Origin of the sequence: Paraburkholderia sp. BL21I4N1, assembly GCF_002973525.1 — a bacterium.
GTDB lineage: Bacteria > Pseudomonadota > Gammaproteobacteria > Burkholderiales > Burkholderiaceae > Paraburkholderia.
Map to the genome: position 1 here is coordinate 427,740 of NZ_PVEN01000004.1, position 20,298 is coordinate 448,037.

At 63.5% G+C, this 20,298-nt stretch carries 20 protein-coding genes and 1 tRNA gene; 14 read left to right on the forward strand and 7 right to left on the reverse strand.

What is annotated here, in order from left to right; all coding sequences use genetic code 11:
* Window positions 1-139 precede the first annotated feature (139 nt).
* Window positions 140-1,159 carry a D-cysteine desulfhydrase family protein gene (locus B0G83_RS14360; protein WP_105508041.1) on the forward strand — a complete coding sequence of 340 codons (1,020 nt, stop codon included), beginning with the start codon at window positions 140-142 and terminating at the stop codon, window positions 1,157-1,159.
* A gap of 83 nt (window positions 1,160-1,242) precedes the next feature.
* On the opposite strand, the gene B0G83_RS14365 is transcribed toward B0G83_RS14360, so the two are convergent.
* The gene (locus B0G83_RS14365; RefSeq protein ID WP_146120233.1) at window positions 1,243-1,554 is read right to left on the reverse strand and encodes a hypothetical protein; all 312 of its coding nucleotides are present in this window, start codon (window positions 1,552-1,554) and stop codon (window positions 1,243-1,245) included.
* Window positions 1,555-1,726: 172 nt separating this feature from the next.
* Window positions 1,727-2,704 carry a LysR family transcriptional regulator gene (locus B0G83_RS14370; RefSeq protein ID WP_105508043.1) on the reverse strand — a complete coding sequence of 326 codons (978 nt, stop codon included), beginning with the start codon at window positions 2,702-2,704 and terminating at the stop codon, window positions 1,727-1,729.
* Window positions 2,705-2,849: 145 nt separating this feature from the next.
* On the opposite strand from B0G83_RS14370, the gene B0G83_RS14375 reads away from it, so the two are divergent.
* The 5 genes from B0G83_RS14375 to B0G83_RS14395 all read left to right on the forward strand — a co-directional run bounded on the left by B0G83_RS14375 (window position 2,850) and on the right by B0G83_RS14395 (window position 8,702).
* Window positions 2,850-5,141, forward strand: a complete 2,292-nt coding sequence (locus B0G83_RS14375; protein ID WP_105508044.1) for an NADP-dependent malic enzyme — start codon at window positions 2,850-2,852, stop codon at window positions 5,139-5,141.
* 145 nt (window positions 5,142-5,286) lie between these two features.
* Complete coding sequence (ribBA, locus tag B0G83_RS14380; RefSeq protein ID WP_105508045.1) at window positions 5,287-6,420, forward strand: bifunctional 3,4-dihydroxy-2-butanone-4-phosphate synthase/GTP cyclohydrolase II; 1,134 nt, start codon at window positions 5,287-5,289, stop codon at window positions 6,418-6,420.
* Window positions 6,421-6,471: 51 nt separating this feature from the next.
* Complete coding sequence (ribH, locus tag B0G83_RS14385) at window positions 6,472-6,978, forward strand: 6,7-dimethyl-8-ribityllumazine synthase (RefSeq protein WP_054037335.1); 507 nt, start codon at window positions 6,472-6,474, stop codon at window positions 6,976-6,978.
* On the forward strand, window positions 6,975-7,409 hold the full coding sequence (gene nusB / locus B0G83_RS14390; RefSeq protein ID WP_105508046.1) for a transcription antitermination factor NusB: 435 nt from the start codon (window positions 6,975-6,977) through the stop codon (window positions 7,407-7,409). Before ribH ends, nusB begins: the two co-directional genes overlap by 4 nt.
* Window positions 7,410-7,505: 96 nt before the next feature.
* On the forward strand, window positions 7,506-8,702 hold the full coding sequence (locus B0G83_RS14395; protein ID WP_105508047.1) for a pyridoxal phosphate-dependent aminotransferase: 1,197 nt from the start codon (window positions 7,506-7,508) through the stop codon (window positions 8,700-8,702).
* A gap of 105 nt (window positions 8,703-8,807) precedes the next feature.
* Here B0G83_RS14395 and B0G83_RS14400 read toward each other — a convergent pair whose 3' ends face one another.
* Window positions 8,808-9,989: a lytic transglycosylase domain-containing protein gene (locus tag B0G83_RS14400; RefSeq protein ID WP_105508048.1), complete on the reverse strand. Its 1,182-nt coding sequence runs from the start codon at window positions 9,987-9,989 to the stop codon at window positions 8,808-8,810.
* A 607-nt stretch (window positions 9,990-10,596) separates the two neighbouring features.
* Between B0G83_RS14400 and B0G83_RS14405 the strand changes: the two genes are divergently transcribed.
* Complete coding sequence (locus tag B0G83_RS14405) at window positions 10,597-12,165, forward strand: UbiD family decarboxylase (RefSeq protein WP_105508049.1); 1,569 nt, start codon at window positions 10,597-10,599, stop codon at window positions 12,163-12,165.
* Between the two features lie 53 nt (window positions 12,166-12,218).
* On the forward strand, window positions 12,219-12,896 hold the full coding sequence (locus tag B0G83_RS14410; protein WP_105508050.1) for a LysE family translocator: 678 nt from the start codon (window positions 12,219-12,221) through the stop codon (window positions 12,894-12,896).
* A gap of 96 nt (window positions 12,897-12,992) precedes the next feature.
* On the opposite strand, the gene B0G83_RS14415 is transcribed toward B0G83_RS14410, so the two are convergent.
* From B0G83_RS14415 to B0G83_RS38625, 3 genes are all read right to left on the reverse strand, one after another.
* Window positions 12,993-13,958, reverse strand: coding sequence for a threo-3-hydroxy-L-aspartate ammonia-lyase (locus tag B0G83_RS14415; protein ID WP_105508051.1), 966 nt, complete (start codon window positions 13,956-13,958; stop codon window positions 12,993-12,995).
* A 149-nt stretch (window positions 13,959-14,107) separates the two neighbouring features.
* A complete protein-coding gene (locus tag B0G83_RS14420; RefSeq protein ID WP_105508052.1) occupies window positions 14,108-14,425 on the reverse strand; it encodes a hypothetical protein in 318 nt (105 codons plus the stop codon).
* A 378-nt stretch (window positions 14,426-14,803) separates the two neighbouring features.
* Complete coding sequence (locus B0G83_RS38625) at window positions 14,804-14,965, reverse strand: hypothetical protein (RefSeq protein WP_176058684.1); 162 nt, start codon at window positions 14,963-14,965, stop codon at window positions 14,804-14,806.
* A 245-nt stretch (window positions 14,966-15,210) separates the two neighbouring features.
* Here B0G83_RS38625 and B0G83_RS14425 point away from each other — a divergent pair, with 245 nt between their 5' ends.
* From B0G83_RS14425 to B0G83_RS14450, 6 genes are all read left to right on the forward strand, one after another.
* Window positions 15,211-16,146 carry a Rossmann-like and DUF2520 domain-containing protein gene (locus B0G83_RS14425; RefSeq protein ID WP_105508124.1) on the forward strand — a complete coding sequence of 312 codons (936 nt, stop codon included), beginning with the start codon at window positions 15,211-15,213 and terminating at the stop codon, window positions 16,144-16,146.
* A gap of 77 nt (window positions 16,147-16,223) precedes the next feature.
* Window positions 16,224-16,544, forward strand: coding sequence for an EthD family reductase (locus tag B0G83_RS14430; RefSeq protein WP_105508053.1), 321 nt, complete (start codon window positions 16,224-16,226; stop codon window positions 16,542-16,544).
* Between the two features lie 218 nt (window positions 16,545-16,762).
* Window positions 16,763-17,326: a YggT family protein gene (locus B0G83_RS14435; RefSeq protein ID WP_105508054.1), complete on the forward strand. Its 564-nt coding sequence runs from the start codon at window positions 16,763-16,765 to the stop codon at window positions 17,324-17,326.
* A gap of 84 nt (window positions 17,327-17,410) precedes the next feature.
* A tRNA-Gly gene (locus B0G83_RS14440) sits at window positions 17,411-17,484 on the forward strand.
* Window positions 17,485-17,807: 323 nt separating this feature from the next.
* Window positions 17,808-18,149 carry a helix-turn-helix transcriptional regulator gene (locus tag B0G83_RS14445; RefSeq protein ID WP_258167892.1) on the forward strand — a complete coding sequence of 114 codons (342 nt, stop codon included), beginning with the start codon at window positions 17,808-17,810 and terminating at the stop codon, window positions 18,147-18,149.
* Between the two features lie 10 nt (window positions 18,150-18,159).
* Window positions 18,160-19,539, forward strand: a complete 1,380-nt coding sequence (locus B0G83_RS14450) for a type II toxin-antitoxin system HipA family toxin (RefSeq protein WP_105508056.1) — start codon at window positions 18,160-18,162, stop codon at window positions 19,537-19,539.
* A gap of 24 nt (window positions 19,540-19,563) precedes the next feature.
* On the opposite strand, the gene B0G83_RS14455 is transcribed toward B0G83_RS14450, so the two are convergent.
* A complete protein-coding gene (locus tag B0G83_RS14455; protein WP_105508057.1) occupies window positions 19,564-19,947 on the reverse strand; it encodes a hypothetical protein in 384 nt (127 codons plus the stop codon).
* Window positions 19,948-20,298: the final 351 nt, after the last annotated feature.

Below are 20,298 nucleotides of genomic sequence, written 5' to 3' on the forward strand. Positions count from 1 at the left end.
ATTCTTTATAGCTGGACCAACGCCATCGCGTCGCTGCGTCCAATCAGGTCCACGCGATCCCGAGAGTGCGAGCATGTCCAGCCGGACTCAATCTCATCGCGCCGCGTGGGAAGCGAAGGTTATCGACGGCGCAACGGCAATGACTATCTCAACCACACCCCAACTCGATCTGTCGAAGTTTCCGCGCCGCGCCCTCCTCGAAGGGCCGACGCCGATTCAGCATCTGCCGCGCCTGAGCACGCGCCTGGGCGGCGTGAATGTGTTCGTCAAACGAGACGATCTGAATGGTTTGGGCGGTGGCGGCAACAAGTTGCGCAAGCTCGAATTCCTGATCGGCGAAGCACTGGCGAGCGGTGCGGACACGATCATTACCGTCGGCGCGCGACAATCGAATCACGCGCGCCTGACGGCCGCGGCCGCTGCGCGTGTCGGCCTTCAGTGCGAGCTGGTTCTGACCCGAGCGGTGCCGCGTGACGACCCCGACTACGTCGACAACGGCAACATTCTGCTCGACGCCTTGTTCGACGCGCGCGTGCACGATTTGCCGGGCTCGGCCAACGCGCTGCAATTCGCCGAGGACCGCGCGAACGCGTTGCGTGCGCAAGGCCGTCGCATCTATGTCTGTCCGCTGGGTGGATCAAGTCCGGTGGGCTGTTTGGGCTATGCGGATTGCGCGGCTGAAATCGTCGGCCAGGCGAAGGCGGATGGCGTGTCGTTCGATCACATCGTCATTCCCAACGGGAGCGGTGGGATGCACGCCGGACTCGTCGCCGGATTGGTCGCGATGGGGCTGGAGCCGTCGCTCGTGAGCGCGTTCACCGTGTATGGCAAGGCCGAGCAGGCCCGCGCAACCACGCTCGATAAAGCAAACCAGACGGCTCAACTCATCAGCACGACGCTCCGCGTGGACAGCAGCGCGATTTCCATCGATGAAGCCCAACTCGGCGCCGGCTACGGCATCCCCACCGATAGCATGCGCGCGGCGGTTCGCCTGATGGCGTCGACGGAAGGGTTGCTGCTCGATCCGGTCTACGGTGGAAAGGCCTTCGCGGGTCTCGTGGAAAACGCCGCCGCCGGACGCTATCGCGCAGGACAGAACATCCTGTTCGTCATGACCGGCGGTCTGCCCGGGCTTTTCGCCTACCGAAGCGAGTTCTGACAATTTAACGATCGGCCAGAAGCCAGAAAAAAGCCGACCGCTAACCTCGTTAAACCTCGCTAAACCGTTGAACCGCTAAACGCCTACGCGCTGATATCGATGCTCTTGCCGACCGCGGCGTTAGCGCCGCTCGCCTGCGACGTCGAGGTCGACGGCACGACATCGGCCGATGCGCTCACCACGATCCCCTTGGAATGCAGGTGATGGTGATGGCTTCCCGTCGTACTGGTCGACGAGGTCGCCGCCTTCAGGTGCGTGGCGAAAGTTGGTTGCTGGCTGGCGCTGGCGCCCGATGCGCCGGCGCTGCTCTTGTTGCCGGCCAGTTGCGACAGACCGGAACGGATTGCGCTGCCTACATTGCTGAGCAGCGTTGAGGCTAGACCGATTGGAATCATTTCGACGTCCGTCGTGAGAAGGGGTGGCTGAAACAGCCATGCCGACCGACTATAGCCCGCCGCCATGGCCGCGAACGCGGCGAATAGAGCGGGGAATTGCCGTCTTTTCACTCCGCTCGCACGTGGTTGGGAAAACCACCCGCCCGCGCAGCGACACCATCCCGCGGCCGACTTACCCGTCCCGCCGCCGTTCGGCGTAAGTCTCCGCACAGATCGCCTGCAACGACGCGATGAACAGCGTCAGCGCCTCCGGACGCGGCCGTTGCGAATGCGTGAACACGGCGATCGGCGGCAGCGTCCACTGAAACGAATACGGCACGATCGCCACGCCCGCGATTCGAACCAGCTCTTCGGCGATATCGGCCGGAACGATCGACACGGCGTTTTCACCCGACGCAATCATTTCGCCGATCAGTTTCGACGAATAACTTTCCACCATCGGTACGGGCGGCGCCGCCCCCGCGGCGAGAAACAGATCCGAAACCTGTTCGCGCATCGGCGTCTGCGGCGCGCCGAGAATCCAGTCGAGCGTGCGCAGCGTGTTCCAGTCGAGTTTCACGCGCGCCAGTTGCGCGGCCAGCCGCCGGTTCGCAATCAGCCGGGGCTGTTGCTGGTACAGCACCTCGAAGCCCACCTGCGACAGATCCACCGCTGCCGACGCCCGGCCGATCACGATGTCGACGGTATGGTCGTGTAGTTGCGCGAGCAACTGCTCGCTGGTGCCTTCGTGAATCGTCACGGTCAGGCGCCTCTCCATGCCGGATTTCAGCCGCCGCAAGGTCGCCGACAACATCTGCCCGGAGATGAACGGAATCACCCCGACGTGCAGGTGCGCCGCATGCCCGGACGCCACCGCCTGCATATCGCGCGCGAGGTGGTCGAGGTCGTGAACCATCGCCTGGGCGCGCCTGAGCACCACCGCGCCCAACGCGGTCGGCAACATGCCGCGCGACGAGCGCTCGAACAGCGGCGTGCCGAACATGCTCTCCAGTTCCGCCAGTGCGTTGGTCACGGCGGGCTGACTGCTGGCCATGTGCTCGGCGACCCGCGTGAGCGACCGGTGCTGCTCGATTTGCAGCAACAGCACCAGGTGGCGCATTTTCAGCCGCGCGCTCAGGCGCCTGACCAGATCGTTCGATTCGAATGTCATCGCAAATGTCGTCGGTTAACCGCGCACCCATCATAAAAAAGTGATGAGGCGATATTAAAACAGAATGGTCACCTTATAACGGCTCTCTAGAATCGCCTTAACAGATCGTGCCGGGACCGGCCCGGCACTCACCAAGGCGAAAAACATGAACCCGACCGACCAGCAAGCCGCTTTCGACTATCACGAATTCCCGACCCCGGGAAAGATCTCCGTGGTGGCCAGCAAACCGCTCGCGACCCAGCGCGATCTCGCGCTCGCCTACACGCCGGGCGTCGCCAGCGTATGCTCGGCCATCGCGGACGATCCGCTGCAGGCGTATCGCTTCACCGCTCGCGGCAACCTGGTCGGCGTGATCAGCAACGGCACCGCCGTGCTGGGCCTCGGCAATATCGGCGCGCTGGCCTCCAAGCCGGTCATGGAAGGCAAAGGCGTGCTGTTCAAGAAGTTCGCCGGCGTCGACGTGTTCGACATCGAAATCAACGAAACCGACCCGGACAAGCTGGTCGACATCATTGCCGGCCTGGAGCCGACCTTCGGCGGGATCAATCTCGAAGACATCAAGGCGCCGGAGTGCTTCATCGTCGAGCGCAAACTGCGCGAGCGCATGAAGATTCCAGTCTTTCACGACGATCAGCACGGCACGGCGATCACCGTCTCGGCGGCTTTTATCAACGGCCTGAAAGTGGTCGGCAAATCCATCACCGAGGTCAAGGTCGTCACGTCCGGCGCGGGCGCGGCGGCGCTGGCCTGCCTCGATTTGCTGGTGGACCTCGGTCTGCCGGTGGACAACATCTGGGCGACCGACATCGAAGGCGTCGTCTATCGCGGCCGCAAAGCGCTGATGGACCCGGACAAGGCGCGCTTCGCGCAGGAAACCTCGGCGCGTACGCTAGCCGAAGTGATCGAGGGGGCCGACGTGTTCCTCGGGCTGTCCGTGGGCGGCATTCTGAGCGCGGACATGTTGAAAAGCATGGCCGCGCGGCCGCTGATCCTCGCGCTCGCCAATCCGACGCCGGAGATTTTCCCGGAACTCGCACACGCCACGCGCGACGACGTCGTGATCGCGACCGGTCGTTCGGACTACCCGAACCAGGTGAATAACGTGCTGTGCTTCCCTTATATCTTCCGCGGCGCGCTCGACGTGGGCGCCACCACCATCACGCGGGAGATGGAAATCGCCGCCGTGCACGCCATTGCCGGTCTCGCGGAAGAAGAACAGAACGAAGTGGTCGCGGCCGCCTACGGCGCCTACGACGTGGCATTCGGGCCGCAATACCTGATTCCCAAGCCGTTCGACCCGCGCCTGATCGTGCGGATCGCGCCGGCCGTCGCGCGGGCGGCCATGGAAGGCGGCGTCGCGACCCGGCCGCTGCCGGATCTGGACGCCTACGTCGAACAGTTGCAGCAGTTCGTCTACCACTCTGGCGCGTTCATGAAGCCGCTATTCTCAAACGCACGCCAATTCGTGCGTGACGGCGGCAAGGCGCGCATCGTCTTCACCGAAGGGGAGGACGAACGCGTGCTGCGCGCGGTGCAAGTGGTCGTCGACGAAAAGCTGGCGCGGCCGATTCTGGTCGGGCGGCCGGAGGTGCTGCTCGCGCGCATCGAGAAATTCGGTCTGCGCTTGCGGCTCGGCCAGGACGTCGAAGTCACCAATCCCGAGTACGACGAGCGTTTCACGCAGTACTGGACGACTTACTGGGAATTGATGTGCCGCGACGGCATCACGAAAGAAATGGCGCGGGTCGAGACGCGCCGGCGCCTGACGCTGATCGGCGCGATGATGGTGCGCCTTGGCGACGCGGACGGCATGGTGTGCGGCACGGTCGGCGCGTATCACGATCACCTGCGTTTCGTCGATGAAGTGATCGGCAAGAAACCCGGCGCACGCACCTACGCGGCGATGAACATTCTGCTGCTCGATCAACGCACGGTCGCGCTGGTCGACACGCACATCAACGACGACCCCACCGCCGAACAGATCGCCGAATACACGATCGCCGCCGCGAAACAGATGGCGTGGCTGAACCTGACGCCCAAGGCCGCGCTGCTGTCGCGCTCGAACTTCGGCTCGGGCGCCGCGGCCTCCGGCGCGAAGATGCGCCGCGCGCTGGAACTGGTGCGAGAGCGGGCGCCCGAGCTCGAAGTGGACGGTGAAATGCACGGCGACTGCGCGCTGGACGAAGCATTGCGCCTACGCATTCTGCCCAACTCGCCGCTCAAGGGCGCGGCCAATCTGCTGGTCTGCCCGAACGTGGACGCCGGCAACATTGCCTACAACCTGCTGAAAACCGGCGCGGGCAGCAATGTCGCCGTGGGTCCGTTCCTGCTCGGCGTCAACGCCCCGGTGAATATCCTGACCTCGAGCTCCACGGTCCGGCGGATCGTCAACATGACGGCGCTGACCGTGCTGCAGGCGAACCTGACGGATCACTGAGCGATTCGATAAGCGATTGCCGGCCGATTGTGGGGGGCCGCCGGGTCTTCCACAAGTCGGCCGAATGGCCTATCCCATCCGGCGGATGGCGACTTGAGACCGCGCGTGGCGTAAAATACGCGCTTTCCCGAAAATCTCCGCCAACATGACGCTCGCCTCCACTCCAGAGATCATCGCCGAACTGAAAGCCGGCCGGATGGTGATCCTCGTCGACGAAGAAGACCGCGAAAACGAGGGCGACCTCGTGATCGCCGCCGAATTCGTCACGCCGGAAGCGATCAACTTCATGGCTCGCTACGGCCGTGGCCTGGTCTGCCTGACGCTCACCCAGGAGCGCTGCAAGTTGCTGAACCTGCCGCTCATGACGTACCGTAACGGCACGCAGTACGGCACGGCGTTCACGGTCAGCATCGAAGCGGCCGAAGGCGTGACCACCGGCATTTCCGCGGCGGACCGCGCCCGCACGATCGCCGCGGCGGTCGCGCCGGACGCCAAGGCCGAGCACATCGTGCAGCCGGGCCACGTGTTCCCGATCATGGCCCAGCCAGGCGGCGTGCTCGTGCGCGCCGGCCATACCGAGGCCGGTTGCGACTTCACCGCGCTGGCAGGCCTCACACCGGCCGCGGTGATCTGCGAAGTCATCAAAGACGACGGCACCATGGCGCGTCTGCCGGACCTCATGGAATTCGCGAAAGAACACGATCTGAAGATCGGCACGATCGCGGATCTGATCCACTATCGCAGCCGCACCGAGTCGATCGTCGAGCGTATTTGCGAACGCACCATGCAAACGGCGCACGGCGCGTTCCGCGCGGTCATGTATCTCGATCAGCCGAGCGGCCAGCCGCATATCGCGCTGGTGCGCGGCACGCCGTGCACGGATCAGGACACGCTGGTGCGCGTGCACGAGCCGCTGTCGGTGCTGGATCTGCTGGAAGTCAGCGAATCCACCCACTCGTGGACGCTGGACGCGGCCATGAAAGAGATCGCCGCGCGCGACTGCGGCGTGATCGTGCTGCTGAACTGCGGCGACTCGAAAGACCATCTGATCGACGTGTTCAAGGCCTTCGATTCGAAGGAAAAAGCCGAGGCGCTCAAACGCCGTCCGGTCGACTTCAAGACGTACGGCATCGGCGCGCAGATTTTGCGCGAGCTGGGTGTCGGCAAGATGCAGGTCCTGTCGAACCCGCGCAAGCTGGGCAGCATGTCGGGTTACGGTCTCGAAGTCACCGGCTTCGTTCCGATGCCGGGCAGCAAGGCACAAGCTCCACAAGGCTGATCCGACCACTCTCGCGCATTAGCGCCCACTCAAAACACTACGGAATTCACAATGGAAATCGGACAATACCAACCGAATCTCGACGGCGACGGACTGCGCATCGGCATCGTCCAGGCGCGCTTTAACGAACCCGTCTGCAACGGCCTCGCCGACTCCTGCATCGAAGAACTCGAACGCCTCGGCGTGACCGGCGAAGACGTGCTGCTGGTCACCGTGCCGGGCGCGCTGGAAATTCCGCTGGCGCTGCAAAAGCTCGCCGAAAGCGCGCAATTCGACGCACTGATCGCGCTCGGCGCGGTGATTCGCGGCGAGACGTACCACTTCGAACTGGTCTCGAACGAAAGCGGCGCGGGCATCACGCGTATCGGTCTGGACTTCGGCATTCCGGTCGCGAACGCCGTGCTGACCACCGAAAACGACGAGCAGGCCGTGGCCCGCATGACCGAAAAGGGTCGTGACGCAGCGCGCGTGGCCGTCGAAATGGCGAACCTCTCCGTCGCGCTCGAACAACTCGGCGGCGACGACGAAGAAGAAGACGAAGAAGAGGAAGAGGCATGAAGAGCGCACGCCGACGCTCCCGCGAACTGGCCACGCAGGGGCTTTACCAGTGGCTGCTGTCGGGTTCGCCCGGCGGCGAAATCGACGCGCAATTGCGCGGCGCGCAGGGCTTCGACAAGGCCGACCACGAACATCTGAACGCGCTGCTGCATGGCGTGATCCGCGATTCGGAAGCATTGTCCGCCGACATCGCGCCGTGTCTGGACCGTCCGCTCGAACAGCTGTCGCCGGTCGAACGCGCGGTACTGCTGGTCGCCGCGTACGAGTTTAAGAACCATGTCGATATTCCCTATCGCGTTGTCATCAACGAGGCGGTCGAACTCGCCAAGACGTTCGGCGGCGCCGACGGCTACAAGTACGTGAACGGCGTGCTGGACAAGCTGGCGGCGCAACTGCGCGCGGCCGAAACGCAAGCAGCCCGCAAGCATTGAGTTTGGTGCGGCACATGGCTGCGGCGCGAGCCGCGGGCATGTGCCGGGTTGGCTGTATCTGGACCGTAGTCGCTCTGAATGGATCTGACTGATCGTATGAACTCCGTGACCGAACCCTTGGTGCGGCTTGCCGCGCGCGTCGACGCCATCCAGCCTTTCTATGTGATGGAGCTGGCCAAGGAGGCCGCGCTACTGGAGCGCGACGGGCGCGACATCATTCACATGGGAATCGGCGAGCCCGATTTCACCGCGCCCGAACCGGTCATCGAGGCCGCCGCGAACGCGCTGCGCCGCGGCGTCACGCAATACACCAACGCGCTCGGCCTGCACGCGCTGCGCGAAGCCATCTCGGCGCACTACGCCGATTTCTACGGCGTGAACGTCGACCCGGCTCGAATCGTGGTCACGGCCGGCGCTTCCGCCGCGTTGCTGCTGGCGTGCGCCGCGCTGGTCGATCGCGACGACGAAGTGCTGATGCCCGACCCGTGCTATCCGTGCAACCGGCATTTCGTGATCGCCGCCGAAGGCAAACCGGTGATGGTGCCTAGCGGCCCGGCCGAGCGTTTCCAGCTGACCGCCGCCGACGTGGAACGGCTGTGGAACGAGCACACCCGTGGCGTGTTGCTGGCGTCGCCGTCGAATCCGACCGGCACGTCGATCGAACCGGCCGAACTCGAGCGCATCGTCAAATCGGTGCGCTCGCGCGGCGGCTTTACCATCGTCGACGAAATCTACCAGGGCTTGAGCTACGACGCGAAGCCGGTGTCGGCGCTGTCGTTCGGCGACGACGTGATCACCGTCAACAGTTTCTCGAAGTATTTCAACATGACCGGCTGGCGGCTCGGCTGGCTGGTGGTGCCGCCGAACATGGTCGGCGCGTTCGAAAAGCTTGCGCAGAACCTGTTCATCTGCGCGTCGGCACTCGCGCAGCACGCGGCGCTCGCGTGCTTCGAGCCGGAAACCATCGCTATTTACGAAAGCCGGCGGCTGGAATTCAAGCGTCGGCGTGATTTCATCGCACCGGCGTTGGAATCGCTGGGTTTTTCGGTGCCAGTCATGCCCGACGGCGCGTTTTACGTCTACGCGGATTGCCGCACGGTCGCGCATCGGGCCGCCGGCGACAGCGCCGCGCTGACCAAAGCGATGCTGCACGATGCGGGCGTGGTGCTGGTGCCGGGCATGGATTTCGGCACGCATGCGCCGAAGCACTACATCCGGCTGTCGTATGCAACGGCTTATCCGAAGCTGGAAGAAGCCGTCGACCGGCTGGCAAAGCTGTTCGGTCGGCATTGATCCGTGCTTCCGGATCGCCAGACGTGAAAAAGGACACCCTCGGGTGTCCTTTTTTGTGGCCGACGGCTTGCATCAGCCCGGTCACGTTCAGCTCACATGCCAACTTCAGGCGCCGAACTCCGAATTCGAAGCAACATGCTTGGGCGCGTTGGAACTGGCGTCGTCCTGCTCGGACACCGGCGTCTTCACCGGCGCCGCGCTCAGCGGATGACCGCTGTCGAGCGTCACCTGCACGCGCTTGCTGCTGGTAGCAGCCGCGGCCGTCGTATTCGCCGACGCGGTCGTCAGAACTGGCGACTGCGGTGCATTGATCGGCACCTTGCGGCCACGCGCCACGTCGCGCAGACGGCCACGCTCGGCCATCACCTTGGCACCGTAACCGCCGTCGTCCTGCGAGGTCGAGCCCACGTAGAGGCGCAAACCGCCCGGCAACGAGCCGCCACGGGCGATGCAATCCTTCAACACCAGCGCGCCCACCTTGATGTTCGCAACCGGTTCGAGCGCCGCGCTCTGGCCGCCGAAGTACTGGAACTTGTCCGAATGCACCTTCGACATGACCTGCATCAGGCCTTGCGCGCCCACGCCGCTCTCGGCGTACGGGTTGAAGCCCGACTCGATCGCCATCACGGACAGCAGCAGCAGCGGGTCGAGACCGACTTCGCGGCCGGTGTCGAACGCGGCCTTCACGAGCTCGCTAACGGGCTCCTGAGCGACGCGATAACGGCGCGCCAGGTACGACGCGACCAGATCCTGCTCACGGGTCGACACCAGCACGCGGTCGTCGCGGGCGTCGGCGGAGACGCGTTGCGACGGAATCAGACGCGCCAGCGCGCTGACGCTTTGCATGGTGCGCGGATCGAGCCCGTTGAGGGCCGCGACGCCCATACCGGCCGAGCCGGAGCCGTCGAAGGCGCCGTCGAAACTGGTGTTGCTCACGGTGGCGGCGGTGTTGCCGTTGTTCGCACCGCTCGCGCTGTCGGCGCCGTTCGAATTGGTGGACAGCGAGTCGTCGGAAGACGGGCTACCCGGCGGGCCGAACGACGGCAGCGGGTTGCCTTGCAGCAAGCGGGCAGGCCCGGCTTGCACAGCGGCCGACACAACCGGCATCAGCTTGGCGGCCAGCGTGCCGCGCAGGGCCGGCATCAGCCACAGTACGAGTGCCAGCACGACAGCGATACCGCCGACAATGCTGAACAGGTGATGACTCATTCGCGTCCCGCGACGCAGCACACCACGCACAACCTGCGCAATACGCTCATCGGGACGCCACGATAACCAGGCGTTCATTCAGATCTCCCATGTTGCATGATCCCCGAACTCCGCCATGTGAACAGGCGGTAACACACATTCGAAGAGTCAAGACATCGCGTGCTCTGTCTGGTTAGGGCAGCAGCGACGTCGGGAAAACGGCAAATACCGTCTGTGGGGAGCCATCCTGAAAAGTGGCCGCGGCATACCAAAAAAGTATGCAGGCGGTGGCTCCCACGCGAAAAACCAGCGTCAGTTGGCGCTGGCGAGGACTTCAATAAGGCCGTCGGATACCGTGCAGGGGTTCGGTAAACGGTGACGCGTTGCGTCTAAAGGGACCGGGGGCAGTGGTAAAAAGGTTCACGCCCTGCAACCAATGTGGACGGATTCTATGCAGGGTTTTATAGATCGTCAACACTATAGACAGGCAAAAGTATAACTAATTGTAATAATGAACAGTGTTCAGTCGGTCAAGAACCGCGCAGCATGCGCCTTTTGAGCCATCTCAAAAGGCTTCCTCTACCTAGGCCGTTCGGCTGAGCTACGTGCGTTAGTCAACGCAGGTAAAATCGACAATCGTTTTGGCGCGGCGGCAGCCTGCTGCGCCCTTCCTTCCCGCCGCTCGCGCGGCACTGAACCGCACCAGATGAAATATAAAGACCTGCGTGATTTCGTCGGCCGTCTCGAATCGATCGGAGAGCTGCGCCGTATCTCGCAAACCGTCTCGCCTGTCCTGGAAATGACCGAACTGTGCGACCGCGTGCTACGCGCCGGCGGCCCGGCGTTGCTGTTCGAGAGGCCTGCCCAGCAGGCGTTTCCCGTGCTCGGCAACCTGTTCGGCACGCCGCGCCGGGTAGCGCTCGGCATGGGTGTCGACGCGCAGGCCGGTGAAGGCGACGGCGCCGCGCTCGAGTCGCTGCGCGACGTCGGGCGGCTGCTCTCCGCGTTGAAGGAACCGGAGCCGCCAAAAGGCCTCAAGGACGCGGGCAAACTGTTCTCGCTGGCCAAGGCGGTGTGGGACATGGCGCCCAAAACGGTGAGCGCGCCGCCCTGCCAGGAAGTCGTCTGGGAAGGCAACGACGTGGACCTCGCCAGGCTGCCCATTCAGACCTGCTGGCCGGGCGACGCCGGCCCGCTGATCACATGGGGCCTGACCGTCACAAAAGGCCCGAATAAGAGCCGACAAAATTTAGGTATATATCGCCAGCAACTGATCGGGCGTAACAAACTGATCATGCGGTGGCTCGCCCATCGTGGCGGCGCGCTCGATTTCCGCGAGTTCGCGCTGCAGAATCCAGGCAAGCCATATCCGGTAGCAGTCGTGTTGGGCGCCGACCCGGCCACGATCCTCGGTGCGGTCACGCCTGTGCCCGACACCCTGTCTGAATACCAGTTCGCCGGGCTGCTGCGAGGCGGGCGCACCGAACTCGCCAAATGCATCACGCCGGGTGTCGACGGTTTGCAGGTGCCCGCGCGCGCTGAGATCGTGCTGGAGGGGTTCATCTATCCGCAGGAAGGCACGCCCTCGCCCGCTCCGGCCGGCGCGCCGCCGCGACCCACCAAAGGTGCGTCCGCGGGTTACGAACATGCGCTGGAGGGCCCGTACGGAGACCACACCGGCTACTACAACGAGCAGGAGTGGTTTCCCGTTTTCACCGTCGAACGCATCACCATGCGGCGCGACGCGATCTATCACTCCACCTACACCGGCAAACCGCCCGACGAGCCCGCGGTGCTCGGCGTCGCGCTGAACGAAGTGTTCGTGCCGCTGTTGCAGAAGCAGTTCAGCGAGATCACCGACTTCTATCTGCCGCCCGAAGGCTGCAGCTACCGCATGGCCATCGTGCAGATGAAGAAAAGCTATCCCGGCCACGCCAAGCGCGTGATGTTCGGCGTGTGGAGTTTTCTGCGGCAGTTCATGTACACGAAGTTCATCGTCGTGGTCGACGAAGACGTCAATATTCGCGACTGGAAAGAAGTGATCTGGGCGATCACCACGCGTATCGATCCCGCGCGCGACACGGTGCTGGTAGACCGCACGCCGATCGATTATCTGGATTTCGCGTCGCCGGTGGCCGGGCTCGGATCGAAGATGGGGCTCGACGCCACCAACAAGTGGCCCGGCGAAACCGATCGCGAATGGGGCCGCCCGATCGAGATGGATAAAGCGGTCAAACAGCGCATCGACACGTTGTGGAACGAGCTGGGCCTGTAGGCGAGCCGCACGACAAGTTCAAATAACAAAACACCAACGGAGTGGTCGCGCGGATGCATGCTTTTTCAATGATGTCGGACGGATTTTTTCTGTCGCTGTCGTTGTGTCTGGATATCGGTCTCGTGAACGTCGCGATGATTTCGCTGACGCTCTCGCACGGCTTCAAACCCGGCTTCTGGCTCGGCCTCGGCTCGTGTATCGGCGACCTGATTTACGCGGCGCTCGCGCTCGCGGGCATGGCCGCACTGCTGCAGTTCGAATCGGTGCGCTGGGTGGTGTGGATCGGCGGCGCGGCGATTTTGCTGTTTCTCACGTGGAAGATGGCGCGTGAAGCGATGTTCCCGGCGTCGGCGCCCCCGGTCGCTGGCGAGGCGGATGCGAACGCGCCGCATCTGTCCGCATGGCGCGGCTTTTTGCGTGGCGTCTTGCTGGCGGTGTCGTCGCCTTCGGCGATTCTGTGGTTCGCGGCCATCGGCGGCGCGTTGATCGCGAAAGCGGGCGCGACGAGCGTCACGACGGCGCCGGTGTTTCTCGGCGGCTTCTTTCTCGGCGGACTGTGCTGGACGATCTTTATCTGCGGGCTCGGCAGCCACGGCCGCAAACGCGCGGGCACCGGGTTGCTGCGCGCGTGTCATGTGCTGTCCGCGCTGCTGTTCGCGTACTTCTCCTATAGCGTGATCGTCAACGGGTATCGCGATCTGATCGTGCAGACCGCGCACGCGGTGAGTTGATATGAAAACGGCTCGCCTTGAGCGAGCCGTTTTCCGTTTGCGACCTTCAATTCCGTTCAGCGAGCGCCAGCCTCAGCATTAGCTGCCGACGATCCATCACGCGAGGTACTGCGCGAGTTTCTCCAGATCGACGTTACCGCCGCTGATCACCACGCCGACGCGTTTGCCTTCAACCGGCACAACGCCGTTCAGCACCGCGGCCGCCGCGAGACAGCCCGTCGGCTCGACCACGATTTTCATGCGCTGCGCGAAAAAGCGCATGGAGTCGATCAACTGCGCGTCGCTAACGGTTTCGATTCGCGCCACCAGCTTGCGAATGATCGCGAACGTGTAGTCACCGAGATGCGTGGAGGCGGCGCCGTCGGCGATAGTACGCGGCGTGTCGATCCGCACGATCTCACCACGCGCGAGCGACTGCTGGCCGTCGTTGCCGGCTTCCGGCTCGACGCCGATCACCGTGCATGCCGGGCTCAACGCCGCCGCCGACAACGCGCTGCCGCCGATCAATCCGCCGCCGCCGAGACAGACGAACAGCATGTCGAGCGGACCGGTTTCATCGATCAGTTCCTTCACTGCGGTGCCCTGCCCCGCGATCACATGCGGATGGTCGTAAGGCGGGATCAGCGTCATGCCGCGCTCTTCGGCGAGCCGGCGGCCAATCTCTTCGCGGTTCTCGGTGTAGCGGTCATAGGTGATGACTTCGCCGCCGTAACCCTTGGTCGCCGCGACTTTGGCCGCGGGCGCGTCGTGCGGCATGATGATGGTCGCGCGAATGCCGGCGAGCCGCGCCGACAACGCGATGGCTTGCGCATGATTGCCCGACGAGAATGTCAGCACGCCGGCCTTGCGTTGCTCCGCGTCGAAGTGCGAAATCGCGTTATAGGCACCTCGAAACTTGAAGGCGCCCATGCGCTGAAAATTCTCGCACTTGAAGAACACCGACGCACCCGTGCGTTCGTTGAACGTATTCGAGGTCAAAACGGGAGTGCGGTGCGCGACGCCTTCGAGACGCGCGGCGGCGTCGAGGACGTCGTCGAAAGTGGGAGCGGGAAGCGCATGCATCGGCGAAACTCTCCAGAGCGGTGGTTAAACAACCATTCTCCCAGCTTCGCCGCTGCTTTGGATCGCTACCGCGCCAACAAAATACAAACGGCGTAACCCGGCAATCAAGCCGGCGTTACGCCGTTGAACCTGCACCAAGCACTTAAGCTTTAGCGACGGTAGTAGCCGTGGCCGTAATAACCGTGCGCGTAATAGCCGCGGCCGTAATAACCGTGATGATAGTAAGGACGGCCATAGCCGCCGTAATAGCCACCCACCACCACTGCGGGCGGCGGCGCATACACAACCGGCGGCGGCGCATAGACGGGCGGCGGCGCGTAATAAACCGGCGGCGGCGCGGCATAAACCGGATAAGCCGGCGCAATCGGCACCCCGATACCGATACCCACGGAAACGTGTGCTTCGGCTGCACTGGCAAGTCCCAGGCCGAGTGCGGCGGCAACGACAAACGGAACGATCTTTTTCATTTGTATTCTCCTAGCGCGGCCCACCAAGGTCGCCGACTTCGCATGCGTTGCATGCTCTGAACCCAATGTATCGAAAAAGCCCAATCGTATTTGTGCGCATTTGTTGCAAATTGCAATTGGCGGCAATACGTCGGAATTCGTGCGTGCGCAAGAAATGCCGAACGGGCAACGTGGCGGGCTGAAAACTAAGGGTTTTCGCGCGGCCGCGAAATCTCAGGGGCCGCTTGACGAAGCGCACGGCGTCGAAAGCGCGCTTTTCAGTAATCTTTGATTACAAATTAGCTTCAATCCTGACGGCTCGATTGAAGCGCCATAACGAAAAATGCCCGGCGATCTAGCCGGGCACCTCTTACCTGCAAACAGCGCTAGCAGCGTGTGTCAACCAACCTTCACGTAGGCGAATTCGCGCGACACGCTCGGCGGGACGTAGGCGCCGCTGATCCGCACGCGCGGCGTCAAGCGCTTTTTCTGGTCCCACCAGCGGCGGCGCTGTGCGTGGGTGAGGAACCGCAAGTGCTTTCGGTAAGAAAAAATGCTCATCGTGACCTCCCGAATCTGACTGCGAGACGAAATACCCGGAACTGCAACGGCCTAAATCGGCACATGGACGAATTGTGAGCAGTTTTCAAGCCTGCCAGGCGCGTGCCGCCGGATAACCGGCCGGCCACGCCATACGGCGCGCCAACTGATCAGAGGAAAGCCCGGGCGCCGAGGTCGCTTGCGGGCGGCCGGATGCGCGATACTTCTGCTTTCCCGTCCAAATGTTCCGTCTGGAGCAGGCAACCATGTCCCAGTCTTCTCTGCCGCGTCTCGGCTTTATCGGTGCAGGCCGGCTCGCGCGGTGCCTGGCGCTGAGCTTTTCCCGCACCGGCTATCCGGTCACGGCGGTGACGAGCCGCACGGCGGCCTCGGCCAGCCGGCTTGCCAGTCAAATCGAGCATTGCGCGGCTTGTGACGACCCTCAACAGGTTGTCGACGCCGCCGACATCATCTTTTTAGCCGTTTCGGACGACCATATCGGTTCGTCAGCCCACACTCTGCGCTTCGACCCGGCGGCGGCGAGCGGCTCGCGTAAGGCGCTGGTGCATTGCAGCGGCGCCTCGCCGGTCGAACTGCTGGCCCCGGCGCGCGACCGGGGCGCGGCAATCGGCGGCTTTCATCCACTGTACCTCTTTGGCGGTGAGCTCGCCGACCTCGAGCGGATTGCCGGCTGTTCGGTCACGATCGAGGCCGACGGCGCGCTGAAAGACGCGCTGACGGCGCTAGCCGTCGCGCTGCGCTGCCATCCGCTGTCGATTCCGGCGGGCGGACGCATGCTGTATCACGCCGCCGCGCACTATGCCGCCAGCTTCGCGCTGTGCAGCCTGGCCGAATGCGTCGCGCTGTGGCGCACGCTCGGCTTCGCCGAAGACGACGCGCTGCGCGCGCTGCTGCCGATGCTCGCCGGCACCATCGAAACCGCACGCGACAAGGGGCTGTCCAATTCGCTGGCGGGCCCGGTGTCGCGCGGCGATACGGGTGTGGTCGCCAAGCAGCTGGCGCTGCTGGAGGGGCTCGGCGGCGACCACGCCGCGCTCTACGGTTTGCTGACGCGGCGCGCGGTCGGCCTCGCCGAACGCCGCGCCACGCCGCCCGCCGCCATCGAGGCGATCGCCGAGGCCGTTGAAGAATCGCTCAACCGCTCGCTGAATCAGGCGGCCACAGGTGCAAGCGTCAAGTAAGCCGTGATAATGTGACGTCCGGCGCCGCGCGCAATCCGCCAGCGCCGCGCTTCGGGACCAACAGACGAGAACGCACAATGATCAAGGTCAGCATCCTTTATCCGTATCGGGAAAACGGCCACTTCGACGTGGACTATTACTGCGTCACGCATATGCCGCTTGCGGCAAAGCTGTTCGGGCCGTCGCTGAAAGGCTGGTCGGTCGACGTCGGCATCAACGCCGGGCCGCCGGGAACGCCGCCGCCGTATGTCGCGACGGGACATTTCCTGTTCGAGAGCGCGGACGACTTCTACAAGGTCTTCAAATCCGCGGCCGAACAACTCACCGCCGACATTCCCAATTACACCGACGGCGGCAACGGCGCGATTCTGATCAGCGAGATCAAGATTTCCGTGTGATGGCGAGCGGAGGCGGACGCGGCGGCGATCTATCGTTGTACTGGCCGGTCAAGCTCGCGGGTGGCCGGTCAAAGGCCGAGCGGCTGCCCGAGACCCCGCGCACGCCCTTCCGCTGAAGCGGCGCATGAAAACCGAATGAAACCGCTGGCGCACCGATCGGCTCGCGCCGGCTCCCCGCGGCCGACCGACGGCCGCCATCAGAAGGATAAGGACACACGATGTTTGGCGATATCGCCCGTTTTCTGCTCAATACCGTCTTTACGCTGTTCGGCGCGGCGTTGCTGCTGCGCGCCTGGCTGCAGGTCGTGCGCATGCCGCCGTACAACCCGGTCACGAACGCCGTGCTGCAAGCCACCAACTGGATCGTGCTGCCGCTGCGGCGGATTCTGCCGAGCACTCGCAGCATCGACTGGGCGAGCCTCGTCGCGGCGCTGATCGCGGCGATCGTCTATGTGGTGCTGATGGTGGTCCTGACCGGCGCCGATCCGCTGACCCTCGTGCCGACGCTGCTGATCGTCGCGGTGCTGACGGTGATCAAGTGGGCGCTGAATCTCATCATCTGGATGACGATCCTGATGGCGCTGCTGTCGTGGCTCAATCCGCGTTCGCCGGCCATGCCGATTCTTTATCAGCTGACCGCGCCGTTTCTGAATCCGCTGCGCCGGGTCGTACCGCAGCTCGGCGGTATCGATCTTTCTCCGATTCTGCTGTTCGTGATCGTGCAGGTGCTGCTGATGGTGGTGACGCGCGCGGCGGTTCAGCTGACTTACTTCGTGATCTGAACCCGGGGCGCAGCTTCGGCGCGGGCGGGAAAGGGCGGTGCGATTTGCGCTAACTGCCTTTTCCCGAGTAAAATCGTGCGCTCTGCGGGCGTCGTATAATGGTAATACCCTAGCTTCCCAAGCTAGAGCCGTGGGTTCGATTCCCATCGCCCGCTCCAACGCTTCCGTTCGTGAAGCGTTGCAAGGTGGTTCATCCGCCTCTCCCATCAGACCGTGCTGGACTTGGTCGACCTTCACCAGAAACATTGCAAAGCCGCTCCGGGCGGGTAATCCGTCGTCTGGCTAATGTGGCGAGCGCCTGATTGAGGTCAGCGTGCGATCAAAAGATCACATGACAGCAATCCAACCTTAAAAAGTCTGCAATCACAGTCCTTAAACGACTTAAGGTCTGTGATTCCGGTCTTGACGACCAAATCGTCGTGGCATAACATGTTTTCAATCACAAGCCATAAGTCACTTTAAGACTACGATTGCAGACATCATGAAGCGCAACGAAACGCCTCTCCTGCCGTCCACTCGTCTCACCGAGGCGCAAATGCTGGGCGAGCGCATCGCCCAGCTCCGGCAAGGCGTCAAGCTGCGCCAGTCCGACGCAGCCGCGCGGGCCGGGCTGTCCCGGTCCACGGCGATTCTGATCGAAAAGGGCGATCCTGGCCGCACGTTGGCGCAGGTCCTGCGCTACGTGCACGCCATGGCGCCGGAGGTGTCGTTGCAAGCGTTACTCGCCGGCGAAGTGCCCGCCCTGATTGCGCTGCACGCGCGCAAATTACCGCAGCGCGTGCGTCGGGCGACCAAAACCGAACTTCGCGACCTCGATTTTTAAGGAGCCGTAAGTGGCAACTCGCCGCGTCCCTGACCGGATAGCCGTTTTTGCTCACGTGCCAGACCAGGCCGAAGGCGTGCATCAATTCGTGCCGGCCGGCCTACTGGACAGTGAGACGGCCGCGGCCGACCAGCGCACGGTCAGTTTTGCCTACGGCACGCGCTACGTAAAACGCCCGGAGGCCTTTGAGGTCGACCCGCTTGCGCTAAATCTGGCAAACGCTCGCGAGAATCCGGGTACGCGGTGGTATCCGCTGCCGGAGGTCGGAGAATTTGGCGGTATTCGCGATGCCGCGCCGGACGCATGGGGCCGTCGCGTTATCGAGGCCCGCCTCCATGCCGCGCCAAATAGCCTCGACGAATTCACCTATCTGCTGGAAGCCGGCAGCGATCGGGTCGGCGCGCTCGACGTCCGCGAACGCCTCGACACACCACCCCGGCAGGCCGCCGGCAACATGCTGGGCTTGCCGTATCTGCTTCAGGCCGCGGCGGCCGTCGAGGCAGGCGAACCGATCCCGGCGAATCTCCTGCCCTATCTGGGTGGCGCGCCGTCGGCCGGTGGCGCGCGCCCCAAGGCGTCCGTGCGCGACGAACACGGCGTGCTGTGGCTCGCCAAATTTCCGGCAAAAAACGACGCGTACAACCTGGCGATTGTCGAGGCAGGCGCTCTGGACCTGGCCCGTGCGGCCGGTCTGACGGTGCCGCCCGTGCGGGTGATCGCCGTGGGCGACCATCCTGTTCTGCTGATTCGCCGATTCGACCGTTTCTGGGCGCCGGCGGGCCAGCCGCTGGCGGCCATGGCGCGCGGCTACGACACCGAGCCGCAAGAAGGATTCACCGAAGGACGCATTCCGCAAGTCAGCGCGCTGACCCTGATGGCTTGCCCTGAGATGGAATCGATCGCCAAGGGTTATAAGGACCTCGCGCAGACCATCCGCGAGCAGGTTCATCCGCAGTGCATTGCGCGCGACAACGAAGAATTGTTTGCGCGGATGGTGCTCAACATCTTCGTGACCAATGACGACGACCACCTGCGCAATCACGCGTTCTCGTATGACGCACAGTTGCAAGGCTGGCGGCTGAGCCCTTTGTACGACGTGGTCCCGCGGCCGTCCGCATCGCAGGAGAGGCGCTTGCATTTGAGCGTTGGCACCCAGGGAAAACTGGCCACGCTAGACAACGCCATGAGCGAATTTGCGGCCTTCGTGCCGGATCGCCCCGCCGCTCTTGCCGTTATTCGCCGCGTGTGGGGTGCGGTTCGAAGCTGGAAGACGGTCTTCGAAGTCCAAGGCGCCACCCCGTCGCTTATCAGGATTCTCGAGCAGGCCATTCGGCCTTTGAACGAGATTGCCAGCGCGAAGCTCGAACACGAACTGCGCCGCACTGCCTAGCACCTCGGCGCATCGCAACGCGCGTCAAACCCAGTGATTCGCCGCCCACACCAACCTGGCGGCGCCGGCATGGTGATAGCGGCCGAGAATATAGCGAATGCCGCCCTGGCATTCTTCGACCGCGTTGCCGAAAGACTTCTCGCCCTCAGGATTCAATCGGGATTGCGCCGGCAACAGCTGATAAAGCCCGCGCGCCGCAATCTTCGGATTGCGTAAGTTCACGACCCCGCCCGATTCCTGCGCCATCAACCACAATAAATCGTCGTATTGGGTCAGCGATACTTTTTCGATCGACAGCGCCTCGCGCAGCGCAAGCCGCGACGTGGTCGGAACGGTATTCGGATCGACGGCCACCCAGCCCTGTTTGGCCGGTTTCGCCTGGCGGTGATTGTGTGCGTGCTTACTCATAGTGAATAGTCGTTCGGATAATCGTTGGAAACAGACGGCTTACAGAACGATTAAATCATACGAATGCCCATCTCGGTTATTAAAATGTAATGTACCCGACGATTTCCATGCGTCATGCAAGCCCCTGTCCGTCTGGACGCACCCTTTTCGGTTGTGCTACCGTACGCGCACTTGCAACGCCCGCTCCACCTTGCTGCTGAACCTCAGCAGAATCCAGCACGAGCCGCCTCCACGAAGGCGGCTTTTTTGTAATGACGGCGGCCTGGCGACGCGATTCGCCGCGCACTGCGCTGACCAACAGCGCAGTGCGAACCACGGCGGCTCCTGTCACGCGCAATACCCTGCGAGCGC